The organism is Agromyces sp. Soil535 (assembly GCF_001428255.1).
Classification (GTDB): domain Bacteria; phylum Actinomycetota; class Actinomycetes; order Actinomycetales; family Microbacteriaceae; genus Agromyces.
This window is the reverse complement of the sequence record NZ_LMRW01000001.1, coordinates 136889-147577: the sequence shown is the minus strand read 5'-3', so window position 1 is coordinate 147577 and position 10689 is coordinate 136889. Positions and strand designations below refer to the sequence as shown.

General features: G+C 71.9%; 12 protein-coding genes. 8 read left to right on the top strand and 4 right to left on the bottom strand.

The features are described 5' to 3' along the window. Positions 1-2: 2 nt before the first annotated feature. Complete coding sequence (locus ASG80_RS00690; protein ID WP_056727478.1) at positions 3-2099, bottom strand: NPCBM/NEW2 domain-containing protein; 2097 nt, start codon at positions 2097-2099, stop codon at positions 3-5. A gap of 242 nt (positions 2100-2341) precedes the next feature. Here ASG80_RS00690 and ASG80_RS00685 point away from each other — a divergent pair, with 242 nt between their 5' ends. Continuing rightward, on the top strand, positions 2342-2737 hold the full coding sequence (locus ASG80_RS00685) for a hypothetical protein (protein WP_056727476.1): 396 nt from the start codon (positions 2342-2344) through the stop codon (positions 2735-2737). Positions 2738-2809: 72 nt separating this feature from the next. On the opposite strand, the gene ASG80_RS00680 is transcribed toward ASG80_RS00685, so the two are convergent. Further along, positions 2810-3112 carry a DUF1905 domain-containing protein gene (locus ASG80_RS00680; protein WP_056728406.1) on the bottom strand — a complete coding sequence of 101 codons (303 nt, stop codon included), beginning with the start codon at positions 3110-3112 and terminating at the stop codon, positions 2810-2812. Positions 3113-3372: 260 nt separating this feature from the next. On the opposite strand from ASG80_RS00680, the gene ASG80_RS00675 reads away from it, so the two are divergent. From ASG80_RS00675 to ASG80_RS00660, 4 genes are all read left to right on the top strand, one after another. Continuing rightward, the gene (locus ASG80_RS00675; RefSeq protein ID WP_056727473.1) at positions 3373-4032 is read left to right on the top strand and encodes a hypothetical protein; all 660 of its coding nucleotides are present in this window, start codon (positions 3373-3375) and stop codon (positions 4030-4032) included. Positions 4033-4184: 152 nt separating this feature from the next. Beyond that, positions 4185-5390, top strand: coding sequence for a Re/Si-specific NAD(P)(+) transhydrogenase subunit alpha (locus ASG80_RS00670; protein ID WP_056727469.1), 1206 nt, complete (start codon positions 4185-4187; stop codon positions 5388-5390). After that, positions 5390-5722: an NAD(P) transhydrogenase subunit alpha gene (locus ASG80_RS00665; protein ID WP_056727465.1), complete on the top strand. Its 333-nt coding sequence runs from the start codon at positions 5390-5392 to the stop codon at positions 5720-5722. Before ASG80_RS00670 ends, ASG80_RS00665 begins: the two co-directional genes overlap by 1 nt. Continuing rightward, the gene (locus tag ASG80_RS00660) at positions 5719-7092 is read left to right on the top strand and encodes an NAD(P)(+) transhydrogenase (Re/Si-specific) subunit beta (protein WP_056727462.1); all 1374 of its coding nucleotides are present in this window, start codon (positions 5719-5721) and stop codon (positions 7090-7092) included. Before ASG80_RS00665 ends, ASG80_RS00660 begins: the two co-directional genes overlap by 4 nt. 91 nt (positions 7093-7183) lie before the next feature. Here ASG80_RS00660 and ASG80_RS00655 read toward each other — a convergent pair whose 3' ends face one another. Further along, positions 7184-7603 carry a VOC family protein gene (locus ASG80_RS00655; RefSeq protein WP_056727461.1) on the bottom strand — a complete coding sequence of 140 codons (420 nt, stop codon included), beginning with the start codon at positions 7601-7603 and terminating at the stop codon, positions 7184-7186. A gap of 103 nt (positions 7604-7706) precedes the next feature. Between ASG80_RS00655 and ASG80_RS00650 the strand changes: the two genes are divergently transcribed. Genes ASG80_RS00650 through ASG80_RS00640 form a run of 3 tightly spaced genes read left to right on the top strand, consistent with a single transcriptional unit; the run spans position 7707 to position 9616 of the window. Continuing rightward, positions 7707-8693, top strand: coding sequence for a YafY family protein (locus ASG80_RS00650; RefSeq protein WP_056727459.1), 987 nt, complete (start codon positions 7707-7709; stop codon positions 8691-8693). Positions 8694-8732: 39 nt separating this feature from the next. Next, the gene (locus tag ASG80_RS00645; RefSeq protein WP_056728403.1) at positions 8733-9317 is read left to right on the top strand and encodes a hypothetical protein; all 585 of its coding nucleotides are present in this window, start codon (positions 8733-8735) and stop codon (positions 9315-9317) included. Then, a complete protein-coding gene (locus tag ASG80_RS00640) occupies positions 9314-9616 on the top strand; it encodes a hypothetical protein (RefSeq protein ID WP_056727458.1) in 303 nt (100 codons plus the stop codon). Before ASG80_RS00645 ends, ASG80_RS00640 begins: the two co-directional genes overlap by 4 nt. Positions 9617-9640: 24 nt before the next feature. Here the strand turns inward: ASG80_RS00640 and ASG80_RS00635 are convergent, their stop codons facing one another. Next, on the bottom strand, positions 9641-10636 hold the full coding sequence (locus ASG80_RS00635; RefSeq protein WP_056727457.1) for an alpha/beta fold hydrolase: 996 nt from the start codon (positions 10634-10636) through the stop codon (positions 9641-9643). Positions 10637-10689: the final 53 nt, after the last annotated feature.

Below are 10689 nucleotides of genomic sequence, written 5' to 3'. Positions count from 1 at the left end.
GGTCAGCAGTCGATCTCGAGACCGGCCCAGTCCGCACGGTCGTTGTACCCGCCGTCGCCTGCATCGCCCACGTGGAGCACGAGTTCGCGCGCCCCGACGACGTCGGCGGTGAACGGAACGGCCACGCCGCGTGCCACCGTCCCGCTCTCCCAGACCGTCACGCCGTCGGCGATGACCGAGAAGGTGGCCGTGCCGCCCTCCGGGCCGACGTTGTCGACGACGTCGTCGATGCCGACGAACCCGTCGAGCACCCGACATGCTCCGCCGAGGTAGTAGCGGATGTCCGACGGGCTGGCGACGCCGAGCCCGGTGGCGTAGGTCGTCCCGGCGAGCTTGATCGGGTTTCCGCCGCCGACGCTCTCGTCGATCGCCGGTGTCATCCACCCGCTCGTCGCACTCACCCACGGGTGGTGCGGGAGCACCACGTCGTCGCCAGACGGCGGGGCGGGGGCGATGGTGACCACGAGGGGCGCCGAGGTGGCAGCCCGTTCGCCGGCGATCGAGGCGAACGCGACGGTGGCCGACACCTCATGGGAAGTCGCCTCGGCGTCGCCGACGAGCACGAGCTCGTGCCGCACCGTGGCGGTGCCGCCGGATGCCACGACCTTGGGAACCGCGCCGGCCGACCGGACCTCCCAGCCGTCGGGAGCGTCGATCTCGAACGCGGGCTGACGCACCGGGGTGCCCCCGTCGTTCCGAACGGTGGTCTCGAGCTCCAGCGTGCTTCCGGCCGTGGTGAGGATGCTGCCGGTCGGCTCGACCTCCACCCCGTCCACCGCCGTGACCAGCGGGGCCGACACGGTGACCCGAGGTGCCTCGGGTCGGGCATCGGCCGGTGAGACGCGCACGAGCGCAGTGCCGTGTGCGGCGACGGCGGCCCTGACCGCGCCCGTCGTCTCGGTCGTCTCGTCAGTCCACGCGTCGACGACCCGGAAACGGGACCCGTCGAGACCGAGGTCCGCCGCGGTGGTCGCGACCTCGGCGGCTGCGTCGCCGCGGTTGAGGAGGGCGACGGCCACGGAGCCGTCGGCCAGGGGCTTCGCCCAGGTCTCGGTGACGCCGGCCGCGCCGACCCTCGTGCCCTGCACACCGAGCTCGTCCTGGTTGATGTCGAGCACGTCGTCGTCGAGCAGGGCGGCCATCGACGCCTCGCTCAGTGCGCGGGGGTCGCTTGCGATCACGAGCGGTGCGGCCGCGATCGACCAGAGCGACATCTGCGTGCGGAACTCCTCGTCGCTCATGCCAAGCTCGGGCCCGACGTAATCGGGATCGTTCCAGTGCCCGGGGCCGGCGGCCTCGGGATGCAGGGCGTTCGCGTCGAAGTTGCGCAGCACGTCCCGGTACTTCATGAGGCCGACGAAGCCGGCATCCGTGTAGGTTCGCCAGGATTCCGCGATACCGGGCGCGTAGCTCCAGGAGTAGGTCGACTGCTGCTCCTCGGGGTAGTTCCCCCAGTCGGGCGACGTGACCGGATTGCAGAGGTTGAAGATCATCGGACGGCCGGAGCTGTTGTTCCTGAGCGCTTCCGCGAACTCCGTGAACACGGTCTTCGGGTCGAGGTCGGCCGTGATGCCGCAGAGGAAGTCGACCTTGACGGCGTCATAGCCCCAGGCGGCGAAGGTGTCAGCGTCGGTCTGGTAGTGGCCGTGGCTGCCCAGCCCGCAGCTTCCCGGGATGTACGGGCCCGCGTCGGTGTAGATCCCGGCGCGGAGCCCCTTTGCGTGGATGGCGTCGGCGAGTGCGCCCATGCCGTCGGGGAATCGGGCCGGATCGCCGCGGAGGATGCCGTCGGCGCCGCGCGGCTCGGCGGCCTGCCATCCGCCGTCGAGCCAGACGATGTCGTATCCGGCGTCGGCCAGGCCCGACGAGACCAGGAAGTCGGCCACATCGAGCACCTCGTCGGCCGTGAAGTCCCCGCCGAGTCCGTAGTAGGTGTTCCATCCCTGGTACGGAGTGGGACTCAGCGAGGGGTCGGACACCGAGGCCGGCTGGATCCCCGTCGCCGGAGCGGCCGCCGCCGCGACGGGTGTTGCGAGCAAGCCGCCCGCGAGGGCGAGTGCGGTGGCGAGTGCCGCCGCCGAGGTTCGTCGTAAGTTCATCTGTCACTCCTGACTTCGTCGTCGTGCGGTGCGTCGAGCGCCGGACCTTCCCTACCCAACTCCCGCCCTCGAACGGCGGGAATGCACCGAGCCACGGTGAAGCTGGACGATCCGACGATTCGATCGACCCCACCGAATCGTCGGCCTCTCCCCCGAGATCGAGGAGCGCGGGTTGACAACGGGGTTTGACGCCGCGCCGTCGCCGGCGTAGACCTGAGACGACCGAGGAAGGGAGGGGCCTCATGGCGAAGGATCTCTTGGTCACCCTCGAGGACAAGCCCGGCGAAGGGGCGCGGTTGGGCGAGGCGCTCGGCAACGCGGGCGTCAACATCGAGGGGCTCTGCGCGGTGGTCGACGCGGGGAAGGGCATCGTCCACGTGCTCGTGGAGGATGTCGCAGGCGCCCGGGCCGCGCTCGACGGCGCCGGCATCAAGGTCGAAGGCGAAACCGACGTGATCGTCAGTCCGCCGATGTCCGAGACCGACGTCGACAAGCCGGGGCAGTTCGGCGCGATGGCGCGCGCTGTCGCCGACGCCGGGATCAACATCACGCTCGGCTACATGGCCAGCAGGAACCGCGTCGTGCTCGCGACGAGCGACAACGCGCGGGCCCAGCAGCTGTTGCAGTCCATGATGTAGCGCGGCGCTGCGACGGCCCGGGCGAGGTGCCTCGCCCGGGCCGTCGTCGTTCAGAACCCGGTAGCCGCGTGCTCAGCCGCGTCGAGCGGTGAGATGGACGTGCACCGACGCGCCCTCCTCCTTGCCGATGGCTCGGCGCGCCTTCGCGGTGACCGCCAGCTTGTGGCGCCCATCGCCGAGCGCCATGAAGGAGCCCTGGAACGGGACCCCGTCGACCGTGCCCTCCACCTTCACGAGTCCTCGCGTGCCGAAGAACTCGACCGACCGCGGCCAGATCACGTAGGTCCAGCCGCCCTGCGCCGGGCTACGCTCCAGCACTGCGTCGAACGAGACGTCGAGGGGTGCGGCTCCGGTGCGCTCCGGCGTGGTGCTCATCGTTCCCATCATGGTTCCTCCTCGGTGGTGTCACCAGTGGGTCGGATCCGTCGTGCCGAGTTCGACACCCCGGCGGTCGGGTCGACGGATGCTGCGTCGCCAATTGCGCTGTTGTCCGTCGTCCATCAGTAGTAAGAATTACCTCAACAGACAGGTGAACCTGATGAAGTGAGTTCCGGCCAGCCGACCGCTCGACGCCCTACCTCGACACCGGCCACTGCCGCCTGAGCCCGCTCGCCGGAACATGGGGGTGCGTCGGCATGGATGTCACGCAGAGCGAATCGACCGCCGTCGACAGCGGCCCCGACGAGCCGAGAGCAGGGATGATGCGCGCCGGCGCCGCGGCAGCCGTCGGAGGACTCGCGGGGCTCACGTGGGCCGCCGGATTCCGCGGCTACATGTCCGCGCTGGCGGGCAAGGAGTCCGCGGTGACCTGGTACGGCACGTTCGGCACGATCCTCGCACCCGCCGCGGCCGTCGGTGCGCTGTTCGGGTGGGCCGAGCATCGTCGGCTCGCCGGCGACGAGCTCCCGTACCGGCGGGCCATCGCCGCGGCGCCGATGGCACTCGGGGTCCTGCCCCTCACGAAGCCCGGGGCGCTTGCGACCCTCCGCAAGACCGGCGAGGGCAGCGGCGCCGGTGCGGTCGCGCTCGCCGCCATCGGTGGCGGGTACGCGGTGGCAGGACGCGGTCCGGTCTGGACCAGGGTGGCGACCGGCGTCCTCGCCGCCGCCGTCGCGGCCGGCGCCGCGGCGAGCGTGCCGTCGGTCGGCGGGCGCCGCCTGTCGCTGGCGACGCCTCGCGGCGCGCTCACGGCCGCGCTGGGCGCCGGGTCGGTGCTCACCTTCGCGCTCGCCGCCTCCGTGCCGTTCCGGGCCCGCGCGACGGGCGACGCTGCGCGCGGCAGTTCCGCGGAGTGAAAGAACACGCGATCTTTCCGCCCTGAATCGACCGAATCACGCAGCGGATGCCGCGCCGGCACGTACGCTGAACGACACGTGCAGCAGCGCCGCCGTACAGGGCTCCCCCCACGACGACGGCTCCGCTGCACTCCCGTGTGAGAGGAGGGCCCGTGAGGGTCGGCATCGCGAGAGAGCGACGAAGCGGCGAGCGGAGGGTCGCCGCCACCCCCGAGACCGTGCGCCAGCTGGCCGGCCTCGGGCTGGAGGTGCTCGTCGAGCACGGCGCAGGCGCGGCATCCGGTCACTCGGATGCCGCGTACGAGGCGGCCGGCGCGGCCGTCGTCGACGCGCTCGAGCTCGGCGACCTCGACGTGCTGCTGCACGTGCGGCCGCTCGACCCCGAGACGCCGCCGCGACTGCGCCGCGGCGCCATCACGGTCGGGCTCGCATCACCGTCGACCGAGTTGCCGACCGTGCGGGCGCTGCGTGACGCAGGTGTCACGGCGTTCGCCCTCGAACTCGTGCCACGCATCTCGCGTGCCCAGTCGATGGACGCACTCACCAGCCAGGCGCTCGTCGCCGGCTACCGGTGCGTGCTCGAGGCGGCGATGCGGCTCCCCCGATTCTTCCCCCTCTTCATGACGGCGGCGGGCACGATCCCGCCCGCGAGGGTGCTCGTGCTCGGCGCGGGCGTCGCGGGGCTGCAGGCCATCGGCACCGCGAAGCGCCTCGGCGCGCGGGTCTCGGCGAACGACGTGCGCGCGGCATCCGCCGACGAGGTGCAGTCGATGGGGGGCACGTTCATCCACCTCGACCTCGACGCGGCCGATGCGGGCGGCGGCTACGCGAAGGAGCTCGGCGCGGATCGCGCCGCACGCCAGCGCCAACTGCTGGCGCCGCACGTCGCCGACGCCGACGTGCTCATCACGACGGCCGCGATCCCGGGCCGGCCGGCTCCATTGCTCGTCACAGCCGACATGGTGCGGGCGATGCGGCCCGGCTCGGTCGTCGTCGACCTCGCGGCGGAGTCCGGCGGCAACGTCGAGGGTTCCGTGCCCGGCGCGGATGTCGCGGTGCCGACCGCCGACGGCGGCACGGTGACCGTGGTCGGCATGCAGGATGCCGCGTCGACCATGCCGGCAGACGCCTCCCGCCTCTACGCGAAGAACGTCGCCAACCTGCTCGCGCTCATGACCCACGACGGATCGGTGGAGCCCGACTTCGGCGACGTGGTGGTGATGGACGCCTGCCTCACCCATGACGGCGAGGTGCGGCATCCGCCGACGGCGGAGGCGATCGCCGCGGAAGCGGCACTCAACGAGACCGGCCCGACGGATGCCACTCACGGCCCCGACGCACAGGAAGGAACGCGCTGATGGACGGCGTCGCCCTGCTCACCATCACCGTGCTCGCGGTCTTCGTGGGCTTCGAGGTGGTCTCGAAGGTGTCGAGCACCCTGCACACCCCGCTCATGTCGGGCGCGAACGCGATCCACGGCATCATCCTCGTCGGCGCGATCATCGTCGCCGGCCAGGCGGGCGACGGCGGGACGCTCACCCTCGCGCTCGTCGCGGTCGTGCTCGCCACCGCCAACCTGGTCGGCGGGTTCGTCGTCACCGATCGCATGCTCGAGATGTTCCGGGGCCGGAAGCCGAAGCCGGCTCCCGCCGAGTCGTCCGCCACGGACCGGAAGGGGGCGGGTCGATGACGCTCCTCTCCCCCACCTGGACCGCCATCCTCTACCTCGTCGCCGCCGCCTGCTTCATCCTCGCGCTCAAGGGCCTGAGCTCGCCGAAGACCGCGCGCCGGGGCAACCTCATCGGCGCGGCCGGTGCGCTCATCGCCGTGGTCACGGTCTTCCTCTCGTCGAAGCTCGAGAACATCCCGTGGATCCTCTTGGCGATCGCGGTCGGCTCGGCCATCGCCGCACCCGTGGCTCGCCGCGTGCAGATGACCCAGATGCCGCAACTCGTCGCCCTCTTCAACGGCGTCGGCGGCGGCGCGGCGGCGCTCGTGGCGCTGCTCGAGCTCGGGCACACCGAGGACCCGTGGGTGCGCGTCGCGGTCGTGTTCACGATGTTCGTGGGCGCGATCTCGTTCTCGGGGTCGCTCGTCACCTTCGCGAAGCTGCAGGAGCTCATGACGACCAGGCCCGTGGTGTTCACGGGCCTGGCGGTGCTGATGGGCCTGACGCTCGTGGCGGCGGTCGCGGCATCCGTCGCCATCGTGCTCGCCGGCGGGGCGTGGCTCGCGGTCGTGCTGCTCGCACTCGGGCTCGTGGCGGGCGTGCTGCTCGTGCTGCCGGTGGGCGGCGCCGACGTGCCGATCGTGATCTCGTTGCTCAACGCGTTCACGGGGCTCGCGGTCGCCGCCTCGGGCCTCGTGCTGGGCAACGTGCTGCTCGTGGTCGCGGGCACGCTCGTCGGGGCATCCGGAACGATCCTGACCCGCGCGATGGCGTCGGCGATGGGCCGGAGCGTCACGGGCATCCTCTTCGGCGCGTTCCGCGGCGGGTCGACGGCCGGCTCGACCGCGACATCCGACCGGCCGGTGCGCTCGTCGAGCCCCGAGGACGTCGCGGTGCTCCTCGGCTACGCGCAGAAGGTCGTCATCGTGCCCGGCTACGGACTTGCGGTCGCCCAGGGACAGCACACCGTCGCCGAGCTGCAGTCGGCGCTCGAGGCGCGCGGCATCGAGGTCGTGTTCGCGATCCACCCGGTGGCCGGGCGCATGCCGGGCCACATGAACGTGCTGCTCGCCGAGGCGAACGTGCCGTACGAGTCGCTGAAGGAGATGGGCGAGGTCAACCCCGAGTTCAAGACAGCGGATGTCGCGCTCGTCGTGGGTGCGAACGACGTCGTGAACCCCGCGGCGAAGTCGACGCCGGGGTCGCCCATCTACGGCATGCCGATCCTCGAGGTGGAGGACGCACGCCAGGTCGTGTTCCTCAAGCGGTCGATGCGCCCCGGCTTCGCCGGCATCGAGAACGAGCTGCTCTACGAGCCGCAGACCACGCTGCTGTTCGGCGACGCGAAGGACTCGCTGGCCAAGGTGCTCGGCGCCGTGAAGTCGCTGTAACCGGTCGGTGCGGTTGCGCGGGTCCGTCCCGCGATGGCCGATCGGCGGGGTTGCGGCAGGCGAGGGACCGCGGGCCGCAACCCCGTCAGGGTCAGTCGGCCTGCGCGGGCGCGCCCGCGACGCGAAGTTGCGCCAGCGTGTCGAGGTAGTGCTGGTTGTACATGATGCCGAGCAGGTTGCCGAAGGGGTCGACGACCACGGCGGTCACGAAGCCGGGGCCGCGTTCGATCGGCGGCTGGTAGGGGGTTGCGCCGAGGCCGAGCAGGCGCTGGTATGTGCCGGGCAGGTCGTCGACGTGCCACTGGATGATCTCGCCGCCCGGCTCCGTGGGGCCGGCCGGCCGGTACTGCGCGTCGATGATGCCGAGTTCGTGCTGGTAGTCGCCGACGCGGAACTCGACGTAGCCCGGGCGGCGGAAGTACGGCTCGATACCGAGCACCTCCGAGTACCAGGCGGCGGCGGCCTCGAGGTCGGCGGCGTAGTAGCTGACGGTGGCGAATCCCCTGAGCATGAGCGGTGTCTCCTTCGTGCGGTCGGTCGTCGGTCGGTGATGGATCCAGTCTCCAACAGAGAAGTGCTCACCCTCTGACTACTTTTCCGAGGAGAATCGGAACATGCGCGCAGACCGGCTCGTCGCCACGCTCCTCACCCTCCAGGCACGCGGCCGCGTGACCGCGGCGCAGCTCGCCGAGGAGCTCGAGGTCTCGGTCGCCACCGCGCGCCGCGATCTCGAGGCGCTCTCAGCGGCCGGCATCCCGGTCTATCCGCAGGCGGGCCGGGGCGGCGGGTGGCAGCTGCTGGGCGGCGCTCGCACCGACCTCAGCGGGCTCACCGGCCCCGAGGCACGAGCGCTCTTCCTGCTCGTGGGGCCCGCGGCATCCGTCGACCCCGACGCGAAGGCGGCCCTGCGCAAGCTCGTGCGCGCCCTTCCCGAGACGTTCCGAACGGATGCCGCGGCCGCCGCCGACGCGATCGTCATCGATCCCGGCGAGTGGGGCCGCGAGGCGATCGACCGCCCCGAACTGCTGCCCGTGCTGGAGACCGCGATCGTGCAGCGGCGACGCGTGCGGGTGCGCTACGCGGCGTGGAACCGCGAGCCCACAGACCGCCTCGTCGACCCGTGGGGACTCGTTCGCAAGCGCGAGCACTGGTACCTCCTCGGTGCCATGGACGGCGCCGAGCGCACATATCGCGTCGACCGGATGCTCGATGCCGCCGTCACGGAGGAGGCCGCGGTGCGGCCCGACGACCTCGACCTCGGCGAGCTGTGGGCGCGGATCACCGACGAGGTGGAGCGGCAGCGGGCGGGCGCTGCGGCCACGGTGATCGCCGACACCGGTATCGTGCCGCTGCTGCGCACGCAATTCGGGCAGCGCGCCGTCGTGGAGGCGCCGGTCGACGACCTGCGCTCGCGGGTCCAGGTGACCGCGCCGACCGAGCAGCTGCTCGCGCGCGGACTGGCCGGCTGGGCCGAGTACCTCGACCTGGTCGAGCCTGACTCCCTCCGGGCGGAGCTGGCGCGACTCGGACGCGTGCTCGTGGAACGAAACGGCGTACGGCGGTCGGGTTCCCCGGACGCCGGGCCCGCGGAGCCAACGTAGGATGGATCGGTACCCCCCTCCGATGTGAAAGAGGTCGCCGTGGCCACCGCCCGCGATGCCGATCCGGAGCGCACCCAGTACTGGGTCGTCCCGGTCGTGCGCGGACTCCTCGCACTCGTGCCGGCCGCGGTCATCACGTTCTCGCAGAACCACGCCCCCGAGCTCGGCCTGCTCGTGTTCGGCACGTGGGCGATCGTCTCGGGCCTCGTCGTCGGTGCGCTGAACCTGCGCCTGGTGGCCGGTCGCGGCATCCGCTCGCTCTTCGTCGTGAACGCGGTCGTGACCGTCGCAGCCGGCCTGCTCGCCGTCAGCATGGCCGGTGGGCTGCCGTTCCTCCTCTACCTGGTGAGCGTCTGGGCGGCCGTGACCGGGTTCGTCGAGCTGTACGCGGGGCTCCGCTCGCGGGGTCGCACCGCCGCCGCACGCGACTGGATCGCCGCGGGCGCGCTCACCGCAGTGCTCGCGATCGTGTTCCTCGTGCTGCCGCCCGACGCCGTCACGGCCGTCGGCCTCCTCGGCGGCTACTTCGTGATCCTCGGCGTGTATCTGGTCATCGGTGGGTTCTCGTTGAAGTGGGCTGCGGCGCCCGGCGCCGCGGCATCCGGATCGGAGCAGCGCTCATGACCCAGTCCCCCGGCGAGTACAAGCCGAACCGGCGCGACGTGCTCCGTCCCGTCGAGTACGTCGGCGGCGCTGCAATCGCCGCGATCTTCACGGGCGTCATCACGATCGTCGTGACCCGCGACCTGACGCTCGCCCTCATCGCGACCGGCGGCGTGTTCATCGTCGTGCTCGTCGCGCTCGCGCTGCTCGCGATGACGGTGAAACCGGATGCCTCGGAGTCCGCCGAGCTCGACGACGACGCCAAGTCGCGTGGCGAGGGCAACGCCGACGGGCCCGAAGGTCGCCCGCCCGGCCACTGACGGGACCACGCTCACCCGGTGCCCTCAGCGGATGGCCGGGTGCGTTTCCCGCGCCGTCCAGGCTGTCTCCACGCTCTCGCCGCCGGCCGCGTCGACCACCGCGAGGATCGCCTCCGCGACGCGGCTCGCGTGCTCCCGATCGGCGATGAGCGACTCGTGCGTCGCGTCGGCGATCACCCGGCGTGCGCTGTTCATGGAGAGTCCGGGGAGCTCCTCCTGCAGCGCGTCGAGCGTCTGGGCGCCCATCGGCTGGACGCCCACCCCGATGACCGCGAGCGGCAGGTCCCCGAGCGCGGACGCGCGATGCAGGAACGGCCGGGTGATCGGCTCCCACGCCCGCATTTCCGCGGCTTCGACATCCGACGTGCTCGGCAGGGCGAAGCGGGCGTTCAGTTCTGCCACCTGTCGTTCGGGAAGTCCGGCGGAGACGGCTCCGAATGCGTCGACGATCCGGAACAGGCCCACCCGGGCGGCGGCGGCCGAGATGCGCAGGGAGATCAACTGGATCCGATCGGCACTCGGCACCGGCCAGCGAGCCCACTGGTCGGGATGTGAGGCGTCGACGAGCACGAGGCCCGCGGTCTCCGGCCGGTAGAGCTCGGCGAACGCGCGCACCACGAGTCCGCCGAATGAATGGCCGGCCAGCACGTAGGGCCCCTCGATGTCGGCGGCGTGCAGTGCCGTGTGCAGTTCGGCCGCCATGGTCGCGGCGTCACGCGGTGCCGGGCTCGGGTCGCTCCACCCCAGTCCGGCGCGGTCGTACGCCACCACGCGGAGGCGGTCGGCCAGCGCCTGCTGCACCCAGTGCCAGTTCGGGGAGAACGATCCGAGTCCCGCTTCGAGCACGATCGTCGGGCCGCCGAGGTGCTCGCCGCGCACCTCGAGGTGCATCCGGAAGCCGCCGGCTTCGACCATTCGGCCGGGCGCCGGAAACCGGCGCTCGTCCCGCTGCGCCGCGGCCCGCTGCGCTGCAGAGCCGGCCAGGCCGGCGGCGGCCAGGCCGATGAACGTCCACGCCATGACCCGTCGTGCCGGGTGGCGGCGTGCTGGTGGTGTGGTCGTTCTCGTGCCTC

Bases quoted from the DNA above. Each gene is read 5' to 3' on its own strand.
- ASG80_RS00660 (WP_056727462.1), top strand. From the start codon at position 5,719: ATGACGCTCCTCTCCCCCACCTGGACCGCCATCCTCTACCTCGTCGCC.
- ASG80_RS00635 (WP_056727457.1), bottom strand. From the start codon at position 10,636: ATGGCGTGGACGTTCATCGGCCTGGCCGCCGCCGGCCTGGCCGGCTCT.
- ASG80_RS00655 (WP_056727461.1), bottom strand. From the start codon at position 7,603: ATGCTCAGGGGATTCGCCACCGTCAGCTACTACGCCGCCGACCTCGAG.
- ASG80_RS00680 (WP_056728406.1), bottom strand. From the start codon at position 3,112: ATGAGCACCACGCCGGAGCGCACCGGAGCCGCACCCCTCGACGTCTCG.
- ASG80_RS00690 (WP_056727478.1), bottom strand. From the start codon at position 2,099: ATGAACTTACGACGAACCTCGGCGGCGGCACTCGCCACCGCACTCGCC.
- ASG80_RS00650 (WP_056727459.1), top strand. From the start codon at position 7,707: ATGCGCGCAGACCGGCTCGTCGCCACGCTCCTCACCCTCCAGGCACGC.
- ASG80_RS00685 (WP_056727476.1), top strand. From the start codon at position 2,342: ATGGCGAAGGATCTCTTGGTCACCCTCGAGGACAAGCCCGGCGAAGGG.
- ASG80_RS00640 (WP_056727458.1), top strand. From the start codon at position 9,314: ATGACCCAGTCCCCCGGCGAGTACAAGCCGAACCGGCGCGACGTGCTC.
- ASG80_RS00665 (WP_056727465.1), top strand. From the start codon at position 5,390: ATGGACGGCGTCGCCCTGCTCACCATCACCGTGCTCGCGGTCTTCGTG.
- ASG80_RS00675 (WP_056727473.1), top strand. From the start codon at position 3,373: ATGGATGTCACGCAGAGCGAATCGACCGCCGTCGACAGCGGCCCCGAC.